At 40.8% G+C, this 20,688-nt stretch carries 15 protein-coding genes; 8 read left to right on the top strand and 7 right to left on the bottom strand.

Features of this window, described 5'->3' with window-relative positions; genetic code table 11:
• The first annotated feature begins 39 nt into the window (after positions 1-39).
• Both ORI98_RS06315 and pulA read left to right on the top strand, forming a co-directional pair.
• Positions 40-2,997, top strand: coding sequence for a TonB-dependent receptor (locus ORI98_RS06315; RefSeq protein WP_306134673.1), 2,958 nt, complete (start codon positions 40-42; stop codon positions 2,995-2,997).
• 87 nt (positions 2,998-3,084) lie between these two features.
• Positions 3,085-7,419 (top strand): pullulanase-type alpha-1,6-glucosidase, encoded by a 4,335-nt coding sequence (pulA, locus tag ORI98_RS06310; RefSeq protein ID WP_306134672.1) that lies wholly within the window; start codon positions 3,085-3,087, stop codon positions 7,417-7,419.
• A gap of 139 nt (positions 7,420-7,558) precedes the next feature.
• Here pulA and ORI98_RS06305 read toward each other — a convergent pair whose 3' ends face one another.
• A complete protein-coding gene (locus tag ORI98_RS06305; protein WP_261299977.1) occupies positions 7,559-8,200 on the bottom strand; it encodes a DsbA family oxidoreductase in 642 nt (213 codons plus the stop codon).
• A 395-nt stretch (positions 8,201-8,595) separates the two neighbouring features.
• Here ORI98_RS06305 and hpf point away from each other — a divergent pair, with 395 nt between their 5' ends.
• A complete protein-coding gene (hpf, locus tag ORI98_RS06300; RefSeq protein ID WP_306134671.1) occupies positions 8,596-8,952 on the top strand; it encodes a ribosome hibernation-promoting factor, HPF/YfiA family in 357 nt (118 codons plus the stop codon).
• Between the two features lie 97 nt (positions 8,953-9,049).
• Here hpf and ORI98_RS06295 read toward each other — a convergent pair whose 3' ends face one another.
• Entirely contained in the window at positions 9,050-9,769 is a 720-nt protein-coding gene (locus ORI98_RS06295; protein WP_261299930.1) for a YebC/PmpR family DNA-binding transcriptional regulator, read from the bottom strand.
• A gap of 341 nt (positions 9,770-10,110) precedes the next feature.
• Between ORI98_RS06295 and ORI98_RS06290 the strand changes: the two genes are divergently transcribed.
• Complete coding sequence (locus ORI98_RS06290) at positions 10,111-10,380, top strand: TIGR02922 family protein (RefSeq protein WP_306134670.1); 270 nt, start codon at positions 10,111-10,113, stop codon at positions 10,378-10,380.
• A gap of 119 nt (positions 10,381-10,499) precedes the next feature.
• Here ORI98_RS06290 and ORI98_RS06285 read toward each other — a convergent pair whose 3' ends face one another.
• On the bottom strand, positions 10,500-11,081 hold the full coding sequence (locus tag ORI98_RS06285) for a TetR/AcrR family transcriptional regulator (protein WP_306134669.1): 582 nt from the start codon (positions 11,079-11,081) through the stop codon (positions 10,500-10,502).
• Positions 11,082-11,205: 124 nt separating this feature from the next.
• Between ORI98_RS06285 and ORI98_RS06280 the strand changes: the two genes are divergently transcribed.
• Both ORI98_RS06280 and ORI98_RS06275 read left to right on the top strand, forming a co-directional pair.
• Positions 11,206-12,249 carry an alkene reductase gene (locus ORI98_RS06280; protein WP_261299933.1) on the top strand — a complete coding sequence of 348 codons (1,044 nt, stop codon included), beginning with the start codon at positions 11,206-11,208 and terminating at the stop codon, positions 12,247-12,249.
• A 276-nt stretch (positions 12,250-12,525) separates the two neighbouring features.
• Positions 12,526-13,851: a leucine-rich repeat-containing protein kinase family protein gene (locus ORI98_RS06275; protein WP_306134668.1), complete on the top strand. Its 1,326-nt coding sequence runs from the start codon at positions 12,526-12,528 to the stop codon at positions 13,849-13,851.
• Between the two features lie 4 nt (positions 13,852-13,855).
• Here the strand turns inward: ORI98_RS06275 and ORI98_RS06270 are convergent, their stop codons facing one another.
• Positions 13,856-16,603, bottom strand: a complete 2,748-nt coding sequence (locus ORI98_RS06270) for an EAL domain-containing protein (RefSeq protein WP_306134667.1) — start codon at positions 16,601-16,603, stop codon at positions 13,856-13,858.
• Positions 16,604-16,971: 368 nt separating this feature from the next.
• Between ORI98_RS06270 and ORI98_RS06265 the strand changes: the two genes are divergently transcribed.
• Positions 16,972-17,163, top strand: a complete 192-nt coding sequence (locus ORI98_RS06265) for a CopG family transcriptional regulator (protein ID WP_306134666.1) — start codon at positions 16,972-16,974, stop codon at positions 17,161-17,163.
• A gap of 175 nt (positions 17,164-17,338) precedes the next feature.
• A complete protein-coding gene (locus ORI98_RS06260) occupies positions 17,339-17,683 on the top strand; it encodes a zinc ribbon domain-containing protein YjdM (RefSeq protein ID WP_306134665.1) in 345 nt (114 codons plus the stop codon).
• A gap of 573 nt (positions 17,684-18,256) precedes the next feature.
• On the opposite strand, the gene ORI98_RS06255 is transcribed toward ORI98_RS06260, so the two are convergent.
• From ORI98_RS06255 to ORI98_RS06245, 3 genes are all read right to left on the bottom strand, one after another.
• A complete protein-coding gene (locus ORI98_RS06255; protein WP_306134664.1) occupies positions 18,257-19,279 on the bottom strand; it encodes a tyrosine-type recombinase/integrase in 1,023 nt (340 codons plus the stop codon).
• Between the two features lie 484 nt (positions 19,280-19,763).
• The gene (locus tag ORI98_RS06250; protein ID WP_306134663.1) at positions 19,764-20,378 is read right to left on the bottom strand and encodes a hypothetical protein; all 615 of its coding nucleotides are present in this window, start codon (positions 20,376-20,378) and stop codon (positions 19,764-19,766) included.
• 42 nt (positions 20,379-20,420) lie between these two features.
• Entirely contained in the window at positions 20,421-20,666 is a 246-nt protein-coding gene (locus ORI98_RS06245; protein WP_306134662.1) for a hypothetical protein, read from the bottom strand.
• Positions 20,667-20,688 lie beyond the last annotated feature (22 nt).

Below are 20,688 nucleotides of genomic sequence, written 5' to 3'. Positions count from 1 at the left end.
TTGGGCGCAATAAAACCTTTAAGGTGAAGGGGAAAACCAATGCTCAAAAGTAAACCCAGTGTACTATCGCTAGCGATTGCGGCAGGAATGAGTGTGATGTTCATGCCTTATTCTGCGCTAGCTGCTGATGAAGTGACGCCAGAACAACAACCCATGACGGCTGAGGTTAGCACAACTGATCAGACTGATACTGCCAAGACGGAGTTAAATCGTGAGGTGTTGAGTGATAATGATGAACCTATCGAACGCATTTCAGTTAAAGGCTATAGCCGCAGTTTAATTGATTCGCTTAATTCTAAACGTTATAGCGATACCGTATCAGAACAGCTTTCAGCCGATGATTTGGGGGCTTTACCCGATGTATCTATGGCCGATGCGTTAACGCGTTTACCCGGTATTTCTGCGGTACGTACAGGCGGGCAGGCGGCTGAAATTAACATTCGCGGCATGTCAGGCGGGTTTGTATTTTCAACCTTAAATGGTCGTGAACAAGTCTCTACAAGCGGGTCTCGCAGCATTGAGTTTGACCAATATCCTTCAGAGTTAATCAGTTCAGCTGCTGTATATAAATCACCTAAAGCGTCGCTTATTGAAGGTGGGGTGGCTGGTACCGTTGAGTTACAAACAATCAGCCCTTTAAGTACCGATAAAGACCACAGTTTTGTGGTTAATGTTCGTGGCATGCATAACGATCGCGCTAGTGAAGTCTATGGCGCCGAAGAATATGGCAGCCGATTAAGCTTTTCATATCAAGGCAAGTTTTTAGAAGACACATTAGGTGTGGCGGTAGGTTATGCCCGTTTAGACCAGCCGAGTGTGGCCACCCAGTTTATTGGTTTAGCCTATAACGACTCTAAAGAGTTAGATGGTTTAGCAAACGATGTTAATGGGCCCATTGATAACCCAAGTTATGAATACATCAGTGAAGGGTTTGAAATTCAGCATTTAGGTGGGGTAGAAACCCGTAATGGTTACATGGGTGCCATTGAATGGGCTCCAGTTGACAATTTTGTGCTTAAGGGGGATGCGTTTATGTCCCGCTTTGACAGTGAAGCCTTTGCCCGTGGCTATCGTGTCAAATTAGGTGGCCGCAATGCCAGTGTTGCTAATCCGACATTTGATGGCAATAGCGTGATAGGTGGCACCTTTAATCGCACATCTAAAAGCTACACCCGCGTTGAAATTGTCAATGATGATAACCAAGATTTTGATGAAGTAAACAGCTATGGCATTAACGCAGATTGGCAAGTGACTGAAAAATTAAATGTGAATGTCGACGTGTCATTATCATCGGCAAAAAGTGATTTTCGTAATGGCTTGTTATGGTCAAATGTGGCCGAAGATGCCAATGCTGAGACGCCCATTTTTGATGAGAACGTGTCGATTAGCTATTTACTTAATGGCCTAGATTTACCGGATGTGGGGTTTAATCAAGCACAAGCATTTTCTGATATTGATCGGGTTATGGTGAGTAAATACGGTATTTACCCATTTGAAAACGAGGATGAAGTTAAAGCTTATCGATTAGATTTTAAGTACGATCTTGCAACCGATGTGATCAGCAGTATCGAATTTGGCGTGCGTTACTCTGATAGAACCTATTCAAATGATCGCTCGGTATTTGAATATGGTAATGACGGTGCATTTTCAAAGTCAGAACCGCCGTTAAAGCTGACACAGGACATGGCAACCGTTGTCGATTGGCAAGGTGATTTTAGTTATTTCCCCTCATATCTCGCCATAGATTTAGATTCGGCCTTAAATGCATGGTTTCCGAATGGTGTGCCACAACCCGTACAAACTTGGGGCAACGCTGGCGGGGTGATTGATCCTAAAGGTTACACCACTAACTACTCATGGACCATGCTGCAAAGCGGTGAAGTGTATGAAGAGGTGCTAGCGGCATATGTCATGGCCAATATCGACACTGAAATTGCTGGAATTCCAGTGACAGGTAACTTTGGTTTACGTATGGTCGATACTGACCAATCTGCCACCATGCTGCAAAATGTTGAGGGTGATGTTGACCTAGGGGCACAAAACATCACTGACAGTATCGGCATTGTTAACCAAAATTATGTGCAAACCGTTCAAGGTGTGACGTACACCGATTATCTGCCTTCTATTAATTTGAATTTCAAAGTGGCGGATGATTCGCAAATCCGCGTAGCTGCGGCCAAAGTGATGTCTCGCCCACCGATTAACCGTTTAGCGGGCGATATCAGCGCCTCGGTTTCGGATGATGGCGAAATTAATGGCTCAAGTACCAACAACCCATTTTTAATGCCGTTTTATGCAGATCAATATGATCTGTCTTTTGAGCAATACTTTGATGAAGGCGCCTTTGTGGCGGCGATTTTCTACAAAAATATTGATTCATTTATCGATACCGTCGCTATCACTAACTTCGATTTTAAAGGCAATGGCTTTAACGTGCCTGAATACATCATTGATGAAATTAGCGGAGAGCAAATTGCGACAACTAATGGCACCTATACGACAGCAGTAAATAATGCCGAAGGCGGGTATATTCGTGGATTAGAGCTAGCCTATACCCAAGTGTTTGCTTCGCTACCTGATGCCTGGTCTGGATTAGGTTTTAACGCCAGTTATTCCTATACCGAATCTGAAGTGCAATCGATGACCAATCTTGGTGGCGATACCACAACTCAAGATTTGCCAGGTTTATCAAATAACGTGGTGAGTGCCACCTTGTTTTATTCCTACGAAGGTTTTGAAACCCGTGTGAGTGCGCGTTATCGCGATGAGTTCGTTTCTGAGCAGGTGGCGATTAACGAACAGGTGGTTAACTTTGATGCTGAAACCGTTATCGATTATCAAGCGTCTTATCAGGTTACTGATGGCTTAGGCGTATTGTTTCAGGTGAATAACCTTACCGACGAGCCAACCAAGAGTTACTTCGGCACAGAAAATAAAACCGGCACTTTGCAATATTTTGGTCGCGAATTCTATTTGGGGTTCACTTATGCCATGTAATCAGCAGTCAAAGTTCAATCAACAGAAAACAATCAAAACACAACACCAGATTGCGTTACTACAAAAAGTGATGGGGAGAAGTCAGTCATGATGACCAAGTCAACAATAACAACCTTCAGTGTTTTTGCACTGAGTATGACAGCATTGATAGGCTGCGGTGGCGATTCTGCCGAGCCCGGAAAAGTGTTATTAACCTGTAATGTGCCTAATGTACCAAACGCAGCAGGTACAGATTGTGTGCCGCCACCGCCATTAAGCTGCCCTGCGCCTAAGTTTCCCGATGCAAAAAATGAAAGTTGCATAGTAGGTTATAACCCTGAATTACCTTTGCCATCCGTGTTAGCTGGACCTAATCAGGCAGTGCTGTATTACAACCGAATTAAAGACAAAGATAACTCCAACGCCAACCCTAATTACCCTGGTTATAAGCTCCACTCATGGAATAACGATACCTGCGATGCTTATGCTCCACCGTTTGACTCAACGGATTGGGCCAATGGTCATTCGTTTGATGGTATCGATCCTAACTATGGGGCTTACTGGCTGATTAATTTAAAAGAAGGTCATAGCGATTGTGCCAACTTTATTATTCATGTCGGTACTGAAGGATCAGGTAAAGCACTGGGTGACAGTGATTTAGTGATGAATCTTAAGTCATTTGAAAATGATGTCGCGCCTGAAGCACAATTTAACCGGGTTAACTTTACCATTCATGGTGAGTCGGATGTGTATGACTATCCAATTTTGGATGTCGGTTTTTCTATTGACGGTGCCAGTGCTCACTGGCTAGACCAAAACACCTTTGTGTGGAATGAGTCTCCAGAGGGCGTTGCCAAATTTGTTTTACACCACTCTGCCAGTGCAGGCATTGAAGCCGATAATGAGGGCAATATTAGCGGTGTGCAAATTGAGTTAACGGAAGCAACCTTAAGTGATGCGCAAAAAGCCTTGGTGCCGCATTTAGCTACTTGGCCCGCCTATGACGCGAATTTTACTGCAGATGAAGCTAAGAGTATGGCTAAAGAGCAGTTGGTGTTGGTTGCATATGATAGTGACAATAAACCCGTTGCCGCCACCCATGTGCAAGTAGCCAAGGTGTTAGATGCACTTTACACCACGGGTGATAATGATGCCGATGAAGCGACATTAGGCATTACCTATGACAACGGGATAACCGCTAAGGTGTGGGCGCCAACGGCACAAAGCGTGAATTTAAAGATTTATGATAACGCTAAAACACTCACCAAAACCGAGGCTATGAGCCTAGATACCGCAACGGGTATTTGGTCATTTACTGGGGATATCAGCCTTGATCGTCAGTATTACCGCTACGAGTTAACTGTGTATCATCCTGTTTCGAAAAAAATCGAAACGTTAGAAACCACCGACCCATACTCTCTTAACGTGTCAACCAATGGCCGTTACAGCCAGTTTGTTAATTTAACTGATGACGACTTAAAACCTGAAGGCTGGGATGGACATACCATACCAACCATTGCAAATCCTGAAGATGCAGTGATTTACGAAGGGCACGTACGTGATTTTAGTGCCCGTGACGAAAGCACCACAGTCGCAAACCGAGGTAAGTATTTAGCCTTTACTGAAGAGGGGTCAGCACCTGTTGAACATTTACGCACACTTGCTGAAAAGGGGGTGACTCATTTTCATCTTTTGCCAGTGACAGACATAGCGACCATCAATGAAAATCCCGCTCAGCGTATTGATATTACCGATACCTTAGGTGCCTTATGTGAAAAAATTGATGACAGTGCTACTGCGTGTAAAACCCAAGATAAATCAGCCACTATAGAATCGATTTTAGCGGGATATGCTGTAGGCTCTTTTGATAGCCAAGACTTAGTGAATGCTATGCGAGGTTACGACAGCTTTAACTGGGGTTACGATCCACAGCACTTTATTGCACCAGAAGGCAGTTATGCCAGTGATGCAGATGGTGTTGCGCGTATTATTGAATTACGTGCCATGAACCAAGCGTTACATGAGTTAGGGCTAAGAGTGGTACTTGATGTGGTGTATAACCACACCAGTGCTTCTGGCCTATGGGATAACTCAGTGTTGGATAAAGTAGTGCCAGGTTATTACCACAGATATAACGAGATTAGTGGAAAAATTGAATCCTCAACCTGTTGTGATAACACCGCAACAGAGCACCGCATGATGGACAAGTTTGTTACCGACTCAATGGTGATTCTGGCCAAAGAGTATGGTTTTGATAGCTTCCGTTTTGATGTGATGGGGCATATGCCGAAAAGTAGTATTTTGGCTGCGCGTGAGGCTGTACAAGCCGTTGATGCCGATAATTATTTTTATGGTGAGGGTTGGAACTTTGGTGAGGTGGCCGATAACCGTTTATTTGAACAAGCGGTACAAGCGAACATGGCGGGTAGCGAGGTAGGCACTTTTAACGACCGTATCCGCGAAGCCGTCCGTGGTGGTGCTTTATTTGCTTCTGAGCAAAAAGATGATTACTTGCGTGATCAAGATACATTAAGGTTATCGATGGCCGGTAACTTACAAAACTACGTGTTAAAAGACTTCAACGGTAACTCAGCCAAAGGCAGTAGCTTTAGTTGGAATAGTCAGCCAACAGCCTATGCGCTAGATCCAGCCGACAGTATTAATTATGTCTCAAAGCATGATAACGAGACCCTTTGGGATATCTTGCAGTATTCAAATGATGAAACCTTATCATTAGCATCACGGGTACGAGTGCAAAATATCGCAGCAACTATTCCGTTAATGAGTCAGGGTATTCCATTTTTACAAATGGGCGGAGACATGTTGCGCTCAAAATCAATGGACCGAAATACCTATGATTCTGGCGATTGGTTCAACTGGGTCGACTTTACCAAAAACAGCAACAACTGGAATGTGGGATTACCGTTAAAGCAAGATAATGCTGCCAAAATGGCGCAAATTATCAAAAGATCGGGTAACCCCAATTCAGCAGCATCAATGTCTGAAATTGAGTTTGCCTCTAGTGTGTTTAATGAGTTTTTATCGATTCGTAAAACGAGCCCATTACTGCGTTTAACCACAGAGCAAGATATTATCGACCGCGTTGGATTTCATAATATCGGTAAACGCCAAACTCAAGGCGTGATTGTGATGAGTGTGGATGATGGCCTTGGTTTAGTGGATATTGACCCTATGGTTGATGCTATGGTGGTAATGATAAATGGCAGTGCTTCAGCTCAGTCACATACCGTAGCCACAGCCAGCGGTTTTAGCCTACATCCAACATTAGTCAACTCAATGGATATTGACGTTCAAGGTGCTAGTTTTAATCAGGGCGAGGGAGAAGGCACCTTTAACGTTCCAGCTTATACAACGGCCGTGTTTGTTAAAGCTCAAGGCGATACACAAGGCGCAGGCTTAAATGCTAATGCCACAGCGGGTGCGCCCGATGTTGTGCCATTTGGTAGCACAGAGGTATTTGTGCGTGGCGGCATGAACGGTTGGGGAGAGGTTGATTCATTTACCTATGTTGGTGCGGGTGAATACCGGGTGGCAATTACCCTTGCTGCGGGTGATTATGAGTTTAAAATAGCCTCGGCAGATTGGAGCACGGTTGATTTTGGCGCGCTATCGAGCGATGTTGCGGGAGTCGATGAAGATGTTGCTGAGCAATTAGCTGCCAAAGGCGCCAATATGCTATTCAGTGCCACCGCCGATGCAACCTATGTGTTCTCGCTTGATGCATCAGATAAAGCCAATCCTGTGTTAACGGTTTATAACGAAGAGCCATTTGCTGGCACATCAGTATTTGTGCGAGGAGGCATGAACGGTTGGGGAGAAGCCAATGAGCTAGTCTACTTAGGTGGCAGTATTTATCAGAGCCACATTATGGTGACAGCAGGTACCCATGAGTTCAAAGTGGCTTCAGCAGACTGGTCAACGGTTGATTATGGTAGCGGTGAAACAGACACATCGGTCACATTGGCAGAACCCAAATTACTCGCAGTGAAAGGCAGTAACTTAAAGGTGACGTTTGATAGTGATAGCGAATATACCTTCACCTTTGATATGAGTCATCGTAACGAGCCGACATTAACCATCAATAAGACCGAGATGTTTGCTGGCAATACCGTTTATATTCGTGGCGGCATGAATGGTTGGGGGGAAGTTGATGCCTTAGCCTATCAAGGGGGATCGGTTTACACCGCTGATATCGCTATCGCTGTTGGTGAGTATGAATTTAAAATTGCGACGGGTGATTGGTCTACTGTGGACTTTGGTGCCGTCGCGGGAGATGAAATAGTGATAGAAGGCAACAGCAAAACCCTTGCAAAGAAAGGGGCGAATATGAAACTGTCGGTTGCAATGGATGCCACTTATCGATTCACTGTTACTGGCCCAAGCAGTGATTCACCTGCATTGAAAGTGATGAAGCTGAACTAACCGCAAAGCGTTATTGCAACCAATACACAGTAATTTTTTGATTAAATTGATAAAAAACCAGCGCAAGCTGGTTTTTTTTATGGGCAGGAGGCTGATTAAACGATGACCACGTTAAGTGACTATCTATGGTTAACCCGCGTTATTCTTGCAGCTGTTTTATGGTTTCAACTAAGTATTCTGCGCTTTGGGCGCCGGAAATTAAATATTGCTGGTTAAACACAATTGCAGGTACTGCACTGATCCCTCGTCCTTGCCACAGGGATTGTTCTGCTCTAACAGTATTAGCATACTGTTGCGATGCTAATACTGTTTTAGCCAGCTCACGATCTAATCCAACCGTTTCAACCACATTTAATAGCACTTCATTATCAGCAATGTTTTGCTGTTGCTGAAAGTAGGCTTCAAATAAGGCTAATTTTAGTGCGGTTTGTTTGTTAAATGACTTCGCCCATTGCAATAGCTGGTGGGCGTTGAACGTATTGTAAATACGTGATTGGTCAGTGAAATTAAATGCAATATCTAAGGTTTTACCTATAGCGGTTAAATTGGCTCTATTTTGTTGGCTTTGCTGCGGTGTAGAACCGTATTTTTCGGCTAAGTGCTCACCAAGATGTTGACCATCTTTACCCATATCAGGATTCAGCTCAAAAGGATGCCAGGTGATTTGAACATCGATTGCGGTAAAAGTACTTAAAGCTTGTTGCAAGCGCTTATATCCAACAATACACCATGGACACATTACATCTGAAACTATGTCTATTTGCAGTGTTTTAGGTGCCATTTTATCAACCTCTAAATTAATTAAGTTTCATTGATTTGCATTAAATGATTAAAATTTAACTGAAAATACTACTTATTCGCCTGCTTTGTGAGCAAGCTTTGTAAAGCCCACTAAAGTAGTAAACAAAGTGACTTGTTTATGTCTATACTAAGTGTGTATTGTGGTGTTAAATAATTTTAAGAACAAGGTTGTTCAGATTTATTTGGTGTAATAACTATTTAGTTATGCATCGCCTAAACAAACAATACAGAATTAAATTACAGATGTGACTTGAATCTCATTTTGCCACATTGTTGATTTAATCTCTTGAGATCCACAGTACATGCCCCAAGTTCTATTTTAAGCCAGCAATTAAATTAGCATTAAAATAGACGTTATTACGTTAAGGACACTCTATGAAAATAAATCTTTCTGGTCACCATGTAGACGTTACCGACACAGTCAAACAACATGTAGAAGAAAAGTTCAGCAAGCTTGCGAGCCATTTCCCCACTCTTATTTCATTAGACGTAATCATCGCTAAAGAACATGGCGAATACGACGTAGAAGTTAGCACCAATTACGAAGGTTCACGTATTGCAGCCAAAGGCCTTGATGCTGTGATGTACCCAGCCATTGCCAGTGCAGCTAAAAAGTTAGATGCCGCTCTTAAACATCGTAAAGGTCATTTAAAAGCAGATATGCATGCTAAACCTGAAGTGACTGCACCAGAAATTGCTTATGAAAAAGTACAAGAGATGGATTTACGTTAATTGAGTTTTTAAATCCAGTTCTAATAAAAAACGCAGCCTAAGCTGCGTTTTTTGTTTATGGCATCAAACTGAATATAGTTTGGATTCGATTATGTGTTTATTCTTTAATTTCAGCGTTGTGATACACGTTTTGAACGTCATCACAGTCATCTAATGCGGCTAAAAATTTATCAAAACTTTCGATGTCTTCGCCGCTGATTTCAGTCATGGTTTGTGGCACGAAAGCCAAGTTTTCCACTTTGAAGTCAATTTCAGGGAAGGCTTCTGTTAGTGCTGTGCGAGCATTGTTAAATTCTGATACCGGTGTAAATACACTGATAATGCCATCTTCAAGTTCTACATCGGTAACGTCAACGTCAGCCATCATTAGTAGTTCTAAAATTGCTTCATCGTCGTCACCATCAAACACAAAAACGGCTTGATGTTCAAACATATGGCCAACTGTGCCTGGGCTGCCTAGTTTGGCATCATTTTTAACAAACGCCTGGCGAACTTGAGTAAAGGTACGGTTACCGTTATCAGTCAAGCAGTCGACAATAACCATACAGCCACCTGGGCCAAAACCTTCATAGCGGGCAGTATCATAATCTTCACCACCACCACCACGGGCTTTTTCAATTGCACGTTCAATAACATGTGCAGGTACTTGATCTTTCTTTGCACGGGCTATTAGGCTACGAAGCGCTAAGTTGCCATCAGGGTCAACACCACCTTTAGCACAAATGTAAATCTCTTTACCGTAACGTGAGTAAATACGTGTCTTTTGGCCAGCGGTTTTCGCCATGGACTCTTTTTTGTTTTGGTATGCTCTGCCCATCTTAATCTCGTTTTTTAAATGATAAGACTATAAATTTTTCTCGATTCTAGCAGGAAACTGTCTAGCTGTTTAGGTGTGCCATTAAAAAACGTGTAGATAATCTATATTTATAATGAAGTGTATAGATTGTTTCACTGGTGCACTATGTCAAATTCGAGATAATTAACCAATTTACTATAGGATTTGTGTTTAAAAGAGCATATTATCATAGGTTAAAGTGTTCTCCTCAGAGAACTGCAGACTATAGTGAATTAACATAACAATGATTGATCGACTAAATAAGGAACGTTGGCTAATTAATCTTTCGCTTAACCACAATCATGCTGGTATGAGAGTCGAAAATGAAACCTGAAACGAAGCAAGATATAAAAAGTGAATCAGCAACAGTAGCAAAAACAACTGCAACCGTAACTGTTTTGTATTACGAAGCGCCTGTTGGTTTAGAGATGCACAATGCTGTATTAACGGATTTGGAGGTTAGCGAATTTGGCCGAGTAATGATCCCAAGTAGCTTTCGTCGCGGGAAATCAATCATTGCCGTATTAGAAGGTCAATGCACTATCTTGAATTCATTAGGTGAGCGGGTTTATTCGCAAAAGGTACTTGGCTAGCAATGGCAAAAGGTTTTAGGCGTTTAACAATGGCTTAATACAAAATACAAAATACCTGATTAGATATGGTATAATTCACTTAAATGACGCAATTTACGTCATTTTTGCTTTGTATAATACTAATTTAATAAGCTGTGAAATAATTTATCCGCAAGAGGTTGTAATACTTCAATATTCGGTTCAGTGTGACCAAAAGTACGTAGGCCGTATATTCCCATCATTAAAAATTGTGCCTGTATTTGGCTATTTGTGTCTGTGGTAATCAATCCCTGTGATTTTGCCGTTTCAAGCACCTGTTCAATACCCTGTTGCCAGGCATAAAGGTTGCGATGGATCAGTTGATGAATATCCTCATCCTGCTCGCCAACTTCACTTAATGCTTTGGTCAGTAAACAGGCTTGCGTCGCATCACAACTTAAACACTCTTGTACTATGCTGTCTAGATAGGCTTTTAAGTTATGTAATGGATTATTGCTGTTAGCAAAAATTTGTAAGAACTGAGCACTGCGATCCTCATGATATTGCCCAATTGCAGCTAAAAGCAGGCCTTTTTTGTTTTCAAAAGCGCAATAAATTGATCCAGGGTGTAGCCCCGTCGCCTTGGTCAAATCAGCCATGCTGGTTTTGGCATAACCTTTTACCAAAAATGCTCGCATAGCAGCGCGTAGTACGGCTTGGCGATCAAACTCTGCGTTTCTCATACTGACTCTCTTTAGCTATGAATTATTGCTGATTCTAACCAATTTTGAATAAACATTCAAAAACTAGTTGAATGATCATTCAAATAAGACTATCTTGAATGCATATTCAAGAAAGGAGCAGGTTATGTCAGCAAATTTATTTCAACCTTATGCACTAAATAATACCTTAACGTTAGCTAATAAAATTTTAATGGCACCACTTACGCGCTGCATGGCCGATGCTAACTTAGTGCCTACTCAACAAATTGCTGACTATTATGCTCGTCGTGCTGAAGCCGGATTAATTATCAGTGAAGCCACTATTATTCGTCCTGATGGACAAGGCTATCCTAATACTCCAGGCTTGTTTAGCCCTGAACAAGTTCAAGGTTGGAAAGTTGTAACTGATGCCGTACATGCTAATGGCGGCAAAATATTTGCGCAGTTATGGCATACCGGACGCGTAGCTCATCCACACTTTTTTGGTGGCGGAGATGTGTTATCAGCATCAGCCGTCGCGGTTGAGGGTAGTGTACCTAGAATGCGTGAACTGACGTATCAAACGCCTAAAGCGGCAACCAAAGAAGATATCGAACAATTAGTCAAAGATTATGCACAAGCGGCTGCGAATGCGATAGATGCTGGTTTTGATGGCGTAGAGATACACGGGGCTAACGGGTATTTAATTGACCAATTTTTACACCATGACAGTAACCGCCGTGAAGATGAATATGGGCAAACCCCTGAAAACATGTCGCGCTTTGCACTAGAAGTGCTTGATGCGATTGTGGCACGAATTGGTGCAGATCGTACCGGATTGCGTTTATCGCCAGGTGCTTATTTTAATATGGCGGCAGACAAGCGAGATCGAGCCATATTTGATTACTTATTACCTGAAGTGGCTAAACGCGATATCGCATTTGTGCATGCGGGAATATTTGATGATGCGATGGAGTTTGATTATTTAGACGGTCGCGTGTCGAGTTACTTGCGTAAAGTCTACACTGGCACATTAGTGGGCGTGGGAAGCTACTCAGCTCAAAGCGGTGCAGAAGCGATTACCGCTAACAAGTTTGATTTGCTGGCTATTGGGCGTCCTTTTATTGCTAATCCTGATTATGTTGCAAAAGTGCGCCAAGGTGAAGCGGTTGTTGAGTACAACGATGCTATGCTGGCTGAGTTAATTTAAGTATTTTGTTTGATTTTTACTGGATATCGCAGTCTGTTTAACGCTGCGAAACTAAATAGCATCAACCCCAAATTGACATTTTAGTATCCATTTGACCACTGTTATGCAGTGGTCTTTTTTTTGTTGATGATAATCACTAGCCATCACTTACCTCTAGCCATTGTTTCACTTGTAGTAACACTTACAGCAACCCTTTTGCTGATATTTGCTATCAGGCCTGCGCTTCTTTACAATCCGCGTTCATTTTTATTGGCTTATACATCGGCAGGATCTAACATGCATACGTTAAAGCAACTAGAGTCAGGTGAACTACAGGGCATCACACGTTTGCAAATTGCTGCAGAGCTAACCGAGTTTCCACGCGCTATTTTCTCGTTAGCTGATAGTTTAGAGATTTTAGACTTATCTGATAATCAATTATCGAGTTTACCTGATGACTTCGATCAACTCAGCCAGTTACGAATTCTATTTCTTTCACAAAATAAGTTCACAGAGTTACCAGCAATATTAGGCAAGTGCCCCAAGCTTGAAATGATCGGTTTTAAAGCCAATCAAATCAGCTATATTGCGGAAGATGCTTTACCTGAACACACTCGCTGGTTAATTTTGACTGATAATCAGTTAAGCCATTTACCTGCATCTTTTGGGCGATTAACTCAGCTTAAAAAGCTGGCTCTGGCTGGAAATCAATTAGTCGATTTACCCGAGTCGATGGTGAATTGTCAGGCGTTAGAGTTAGTTAGGTTGTCAGCTAATCAACTGAGTCATATTCCAGACTGGTTATTAGCATTACCTAAATTAAGTTGGTTAGCATTTGCAGGCAATCCTTTTAGCCATGTTGAAGAATGTTTGAACGACAGTGTACCAATGATCCACCTTGATAATTTGAATTTGAGTGAGCAACTTGGTCAAGGAGCGTCGGGGATCATTTATAAAGCCCACTGGCTTGATAAACCTAAGTCGCAGCAACATTTACCCGATGAAGTGGCGGTTAAAATATTTAAAGGGGCGATAACCAGTGATGGCTATCCGGCAGATGAACTGGATTGCTGTTTAACGACTGGCGAACATCAAAGTTTGATACCTGCAATTGGCCAAATTCATCATGATGAAACACTTGGGTTAGTGATGTCGCTTATTCCTAAAGGGTATCAGAATCTAGGTTTACCCCCCTCATTGGCCACCTGTACCCGAGACACTTTCACCGCGGGAACGTTGTTCTCCCTAGATGCGATAACGCATATTGCCAAGCAAATGGCTGATACCTTAAAGCATATGCATCAACAGCGCGTCAGTCATGGTGATATTTACGCTCACAATATTATGATTGATGACACTTTCAAGGTGCTATTTGGGGATTTTGGTGCCGCATCAAATTTGATTAATTTATCCGGTACTCAACGCGCCAAAATGCATCGTATTGAAGTGCGAGCAATAGGATGCTTATTAGATGATTTACTTGGATTAATTCAGCCAAAACACCCTGAGTATCACTCGGATAAATATCATATACTCACTAAACTTGCGTTTGAGTGTATGCAAGATAACCTAGAATCTCGCCCAGACTTTAGTCAGCTGCTTGAACAATTAACTAGGCTATAATCTTTTACGGTTGATTAAAAATAGCTAATGCATGTTCGATACTGGCGGCTGGTTTACCGAGTAAGTAGCCCTGAGCATAATCAATATGGTATTGGTACAGCAGGGCTAAAATTTGTTCATTCTCGACAAATTCTGCCACCGTTTTTTTGCCCATTTTATGGGCAAAATTAGCGATAGTTTCGACTAACAACTGCGCCTTAGGATCATTATCTAAATTTCGAATTAATGACCCATCAATTTTAATAATATCTATGTCTAAACTGAGTAAGTGAACAAAGTTAGAATATCCCGCCCCAAAATCATCAATAGCTATTTTACAGCCAAGCGGTTTGACCGATTTTATAAAATGTTCCACCGCTTCATAATTGGTAATTTCCTCACTTTCTAATAACTCAAATGTTAATCTTTTACAGACTTCAGTTTCGTTGTGTAATAAGGCCAAAATCTCTTCTAGATTTTGTGGGATAGCAATATCGTCTAAAGTGATATTGACCGAAAATTCATAGGTCTGATGTTTAAATAACGCGATTGATTTTGTCAGCATACAACGCATAAGTTGAGGATAAAGTCGTGATTTTCTTGCCGCAGACATAAACTGATACGGAGCAAGTATCTCGCCCGTGGGGAGTTTAATTCTCATTAAGCATTCAAATTTTACTGGCGCATCTATTAATGGTTGGATCAATTGAATATAAGGCTCTACCCATTGCTCTTGAGCCGCCATAGCTAGCATACGGCTTTGACGCATGTTCTCTTCAAAAGCTTCCGAGTCGGCCATTTCTTCGCTAAAGCAGCAATATTCAATATGTTGTTTTTTTGCAAATCGTCTCGCTAAATCAGCTTGACGATGAAGTTGGCTGGCTGATGACGTTTGAGGATCAGCTGTGTATGTTTCAGAATTTTGATTGACGCTGTTGGCAAGTATTGCCCCTCCGATGCTGACAGAAAGAGAATATTCACTCTTCTCAATTACCAATGGGGTTTGGCAAATATCTTGATATAGAATATGAGCTAACTCAGCTAGAATATGCCGATTGATAGTAGCAAACGTTTGGCTAGATAAGGCCGCAACAAACTCATCCGGCCCTGTTTTATACAGGCTGAAATTTGATCGCTGAAGCGATAAACGTTGAGCGACCTCCAGCAAGGCTGCATCTCCAACGCTAATACCATAGAAATCATTAAACTCACCAAAATCGTTGATGTTAATCACCAGTAAAGCGGCAATTGATTGCTCTGCTAAATCGCTGTAAAGCTTTTTACGATTAGGTAATGCGGTTAATGAGTTAAAATATGCTTCTTGATATAACCTGCTGTTTTGCAACTCAATATGGTTAAAACTATCTTGTAATGATTGACGCATTTTATTGAAGTTTTCAGATAGTTGCTGGATCTCATCTTGGCTGTTAATGGTTAATACTTGAGATAAATTACCCTTTACAATGTTTTGGGTCCACTTAGTCAGTTTTAAAATATCTTCAGTTACCAATTTACCGACACGGGTAAATAGCCAGCTTGATAACAACACCACGCCACCAAGCAGAAGTGCCTGAAATAACAACATTCTCAGTAATTCATCACCATAAAGCTTTACTTGAATTGATCCTGCATAAAATCCTTTAACTTGACCACGATAAATAATAGGTTGCACAAACTGGCTATAACCAAGTAAAAACTCAGCGGTACGGGTTCTTGGGGTTTCAACCCACTTTACTTTTAATGGCCGTGATGCCGTTATGATTTGCCCCTGACTTGCTTCTGCTATCGCTTGTGGAATTAGCTTCGACCACATACCTTCAACAAAGTAATCTTGAGTACTGCTAAAGCCGAGTTGTTCTGCACGGGATTGTTGTATTTGTAAGTTTTGGGCGCGATGGCGCAGAGTAATCAATATTCCGTTTTTATCTAATACAGCAAAATCAGACAAGGTAATTTGGAAGAGGCTACTTTGAGTTTTATCAATACGAGTCGTTGCGGGTAAAAAAAACTTTGTTAGCGCATTATCAATTAATCTTTTTTGTAGATTAAGTTGTTCAAAGTCGATACCTTCGCCATTCAAAATTAAGTGCATGCCGTGCACATTATCAATCAAGCCTTGTTTAACTAATTGTCGATTCAAATGCAGCTGATAGGTTAAAAAAAGGACTTGTGCGCATACCAAAATAAGAATGTTGCTTAAAACTAACTTACGGTGAAAGGGCATCTTTTGGTGTAACAACCAATACAATAACGGCTCTAAAATGCAAAATAATAAAAATGTGCCGATTAATGCAAGGGTAAAAATTTGGCTGATGAGGGTTATTTTTGGCCAGTCAGCAATGTGTAATACTGAGTTTTCTCCCCCCCAAGGATTTAGTGATGTGTAGGGGTTATTGGGATCTAAAATCCAAACGGGTTCAACTTTATCTTTAATAAAAAGTACTAATTTATATTCAAGTTCGCCAGGATATACGGGCAGTTCGTAAGTATATTCATTATTCTGTTGTTGAAGTTGGTAATAAGTATCATCGATATGCCAGTCACTAAAACTGCCACTTACAAATATTTTTTCGATAACCGCATCAGGCTCTATCTCCCATTTATGTCGAAGCTCAGTTGTTAAATCAATAGGTAACTTAATATGGTAGGGCGCTAACGCATCAGATTTTAATGTATTAATTATTGAGTTTTGAAGCGGCCACAACAAAACTAAGCCAATTAATATGGCTAATCTGAATTTCCATTTGTGCAGATAATGGGCAAATAAGCTCATGCCATGAATACACTTCTAAAATGATGTGGTGATTTAACAGATAAAAACATAATGGCCTTATGGTGATGGTATTCAACACTACACTCGCCATCACATTTTTGGCATTCATGTGTTAGCGAGTTGTTATAGATAATATGCGATGCAAATCACATAGGGTCAAGGTGCTAATAGACTGAATAGCCAATTAATGAGAATGAAATAAGGATTAAATTTTATCAAGATCACAATGTTCAGTTAAGTTACTGTTAAATAGTTGAATATTGTATTTTGGCTGTAAATAGCTAATCCTGCTTTGATAAATGTGTGTCGAGATAAGGTGAGATCAAGTATTATAATCAAATGATAATGTTTTTAAGGTGCAGGCCATAATGGAAAACAAAACCGCACGTTTTACCGTGTTATTAGACCCAAGTAAAAAACAAGCTTTTGAGCAACTTTGCGCATCTCAAGATTTAACCCCGTCGCAGGTTGTTCGTCAGTTAATCCGTGGTTACCTTGAACAACATGATGTGACTTATGGTGGACAAAAGCCAACCAATAACCCAAAAGTGAAAAGTTAAGCTGGTTTTTCCCCTAATGCTAGTAATGTCCTCTAGCTCAAGTATGATAATTTTATTATAATACTATTATCATTTTTTTGTCAGAATCACACTTACACGCATCAATCTCGATATCGAGTATTCATCGCATTTTAGGTTCTGGCTGTTACAGTTTGTTAATTAGAGAGAATTTGTGATGAGCGAAACTATTCCACCTTGCCCAAAATGTGAGTCACCATATGCCTATTCAGATGGTACCCTGTTAATCTGCCCAGAATGTGCAAATGAATGGAACCCAAATGAAGTTGTGGTTGATCCAGATGCCATCATCTTAAATGATGCCGTTGGTAATTTACTTGCCGAAGGTGACAAAGTGACTTTAATTAAAGATCTGAAAGTAAAAGGATCTTCTTTGGTTTTAAAAGTGGGTACTAAAGCGGTGATTAATCGTTTTGTTGCTGGCGACCACGACATAGATTGTAAAGTTGATGGCAACGGCCAAATGATGCTGAAATCGAAGTTTGTTAAAAAACAAAATTAGACGCGATTCAACGCAGGTCAGTGAGAATTTATCTGGCTAGTTCAAACGATTAAATGCCCGTAGAAACTTATTTCGATGGGCATTTTTATTGACCTCAGTTCAAGTCCCGCCGCCACATCTGAACACATTTTTAATGTTTCAAAGGTATATGTTTAGAAGTCGTCTGGTGCATATTGCCGAATGATGAATCCTGAATGTCATTGCTAGCATCACCCATTTATAGGTGTATAGCGTGTCACGAATGTGATGACACTAAGCCTGCGTTAGGAAAAAAGTCCCATAAAAGTATTATGTTCGGATAAAATTTTTGATTTAAAAACCATTTAACCACAAAATTTTACTAAGTTGTCGCCATTTTACCGCCATTACGCAAACAAAAAGGGCTTAGCATTGCTGCTAAGCCCTTCTATAAATTGGTGGAGGCGGCGGGACTTGAACCCGCGTCCAGAAAGCCTACATTCATTATAGTGGGTTGCAAAAACAACGACTTACATTAAAAACAATAGCTTAGGCTGCGGTGGGTGGTTGGTTCTGGTGATTACCTGCGTGCTGTGTGGACACTATGTGGACACTTTATAGGATGCTAGCTATTGGATTTTTGGTTATCGCATCATCTAAGTGATCTGGCGCAAAGTGAGCATAACGCATTGTGTCTTTAATATCTGCATGACCTAAGATTTGCCTTAATACCAAAATATTACCACCGTTCATCATAAAATGGCTGGCAAAAGTATGGCGTAAAATGTGGGTCATTTGTCCTTCAGGGAACGTTAAGCCGGTTCGTTTTATTGCGCGCTCGAATGATCTGCGGCATGGCCTGAATAATGGGCCACGAACGCGGGGTAATAAGTCAGCCAAACCTTGAGCAATTGGCACAGTTCTGTTTTTCTTGCCTTTGGTTTTAACAAACGTTATTCGATTATGTGCAATTTGGTTGCCGCGTAAACCTTCAGCTTCTGACCATCTGCAGCCGGTGGCCAAACATACCATAACAATCGTTACCAGGTGTTCGTATTCAGCATTGCGGCATTCATCTAATACAACCGGAATTTCTTCAGGGTATAAAAACGCTAATTCGGTATCTTCAATTTTGAATTGCGGCAAACCATCCAACGGATTTGGTAAAGTCCATTCACCCAGCCGCTTTAATTCTGTAAAAACGGCATTTAAATAGGCGTGTTCGTGATTAATCGTATTGGGCTTAACCTTGGTTTTTTTTCCTTGGAAATCTTCTATCTCACCATCAAGCCTTGATTGGCGGTAATGCGCAAAATCGTTAATGGTGAGTTTGCGTGCAATTGGGTCGCCTAAACCAAAACACGTTAATTCGAGTTTACGCAATCGTGATTGAGGCTGGGCAAGTTGTTGACCATGCAAGTCATACCAATGCTTAATTAATTCAGAAAGTTTGCGGTTATCTTCTTTCTCACCCAGCCACGGTTTATCGTCCACTTGTTTTAATACAAATGACTCATAAGCGATTGCTTCGCCCTTTGTTGCAAATACTTTTCTGATACGCTTAGCGTCACGACCACCAAGACGCATATCAATACGCCAAGGTTTATCACTACCGTCTTTGGTGTTCCTAATTGACATGTTTTGGCCGTATTTTGTTTGCCGAAATGATTAGTTTCTTAACTAATGAGTTTTCGATTAACCACTTAAATTCAATACAGTAAAGTGGCGCGGTGGTTATTATGAACGCGAATGTGTTAACCGCTAAGAGGTTAGCTATTTGGGTTGTAAATGCTAAGACTAGGTACAGAAGACTAGTTGTTATGAAAATTAAAAAATAACTGCGTTCTTTTGCAATTTGATATTGGATTGCATAAGGATTACGGCGAAGCTGTTTGATTTTTATTAGCTCCCTCCTAATAAATCTCCTGCTAAGTTTTTTTAGTTGGTTCTTTAAGAAACCATTGATAACTTTGCTTCCTAACCATCTTACAACTGTAGGAGTAACCTGAAACAGCTTTGAAAGTAGATACAGAATGATAGGAAAAAATAGGCCTTGAAACCAAAATGATGGGTCATAGATTTTTTCAATAATGTAGTCCATTTACTAATCCATTCTTAGACGTTAATTAAACATACTAGGGAAGTATTCAGGAAACTTTACTGCTGCAAGTAAAACAAAAAAAGCAGTGATAAATGCGAATAAACACAATTCACCGAAGTCCCTAAATCGAACAAAATGCTTTTCGCCTTTTTTGACCACTTCCCATTCATTTTTTAATATGTGATGAGCTACTTTTTGAATTTTATCAATTTGTTGAAAATCCTGTTGACCCGAGAAATCAATACTTTTAAGCAAATGAAGTAGCGTATTTATTTCTGATATAAACTCTTGGTGCTCAGACTTAGTATTTAATCTTAGCCTTATTAGTGTAGATGTTTTAGTTACAAGCCCTACTAATTCTATAATTTTTGTATACGTTTCATTTTTTAACTTGGGTAATTCAATTTTACTTTCTTCTAGCGTGAAAATTTTACTTCTTTCAGTTGCAGCTGAAAATGCTAGAGCAGTTAGCTCTGCTATATCATTTCTCAATGCATCAATCCAAGCTTGTCTAAACTCAGAAATCTTCTGCTCTTTGGCGATAACAGCGGATGTTACTGCCACTATCAAACCAATAAAAGCAGCTGTTATTACAGCTATTGCACCAACTACAGCAGGGGTTAAATCAGCACTCATTTCAATTTCACTTCTTTCAATTCAACAAAGTATTTAGTCATCTCAAATCACCGATATAACAAGTACAGAGCAGCCTAGGATTTTTAATGCATTCCAATATGTTGGAGATACGCGGGTTTTTAGGGCATAACGGGTTAGGTAGGCTAGGATTACCGCGACTATGCCAGGTCCAATGCTGAGGTTGACTGCCATTGTTTGCATATCGATAGCATCGATTGTGAAAACCAGAAAAATCAACAGCACTATGGTTACATGAAATAATTGCGGTTTTAATGTGTTTTGTTCCATATCATCATCCTTGATGTGTCAT

It is taken from the genome of Shewanella sp. ULN5, assembly GCF_030731885.1.
Taxonomy (GTDB): Bacteria; Pseudomonadota; Gammaproteobacteria; order Enterobacterales; family Shewanellaceae; genus Shewanella; species Shewanella holmiensis.
Note: the sequence above shows the minus strand (reverse complement) of the source record. Positions and strands in the feature narration are given on the sequence as shown.

Coding starts and splice junctions, on each gene's coding strand:
- hpf (WP_306134671.1), top strand. CDS start 8,596: ATGAAAATAAATCTTTCTGGTCACCATGTAGACGTTACCGACACAGTC.
- ORI98_RS06245 (WP_306134662.1), bottom strand. CDS start 20,666: ATGGAACAAAACACATTAAAACCGCAATTATTTCATGTAACCATAGTG.
- ORI98_RS06295 (WP_261299930.1), bottom strand. CDS start 9,769: ATGGGCAGAGCATACCAAAACAAAAAAGAGTCCATGGCGAAAACCGCT.
- ORI98_RS06305 (WP_261299977.1), bottom strand. CDS start 8,200: ATGGCACCTAAAACACTGCAAATAGACATAGTTTCAGATGTAATGTGT.
- ORI98_RS06285 (WP_306134669.1), bottom strand. CDS start 11,081: ATGAGAAACGCAGAGTTTGATCGCCAAGCCGTACTACGCGCTGCTATG.
- ORI98_RS06290 (WP_306134670.1), top strand. CDS start 10,111: ATGAAACCTGAAACGAAGCAAGATATAAAAAGTGAATCAGCAACAGTA.
- ORI98_RS06275 (WP_306134668.1), top strand. CDS start 12,526: ATGCATACGTTAAAGCAACTAGAGTCAGGTGAACTACAGGGCATCACA.
- ORI98_RS06270 (WP_306134667.1), bottom strand. CDS start 16,603: ATGAGCTTATTTGCCCATTATCTGCACAAATGGAAATTCAGATTAGCC.
- pulA (WP_306134672.1), top strand. CDS start 3,085: ATGATGACCAAGTCAACAATAACAACCTTCAGTGTTTTTGCACTGAGT.
- ORI98_RS06255 (WP_306134664.1), bottom strand. CDS start 19,279: ATGTCAATTAGGAACACCAAAGACGGTAGTGATAAACCTTGGCGTATT.
- ORI98_RS06280 (WP_261299933.1), top strand. CDS start 11,206: ATGTCAGCAAATTTATTTCAACCTTATGCACTAAATAATACCTTAACG.
- ORI98_RS06265 (WP_306134666.1), top strand. CDS start 16,972: ATGGAAAACAAAACCGCACGTTTTACCGTGTTATTAGACCCAAGTAAA.
- ORI98_RS06260 (WP_306134665.1), top strand. CDS start 17,339: ATGAGCGAAACTATTCCACCTTGCCCAAAATGTGAGTCACCATATGCC.
- ORI98_RS06315 (WP_306134673.1), top strand. CDS start 40: ATGCTCAAAAGTAAACCCAGTGTACTATCGCTAGCGATTGCGGCAGGA.
- ORI98_RS06250 (WP_306134663.1), bottom strand. CDS start 20,378: ATGAGTGCTGATTTAACCCCTGCTGTAGTTGGTGCAATAGCTGTAATA.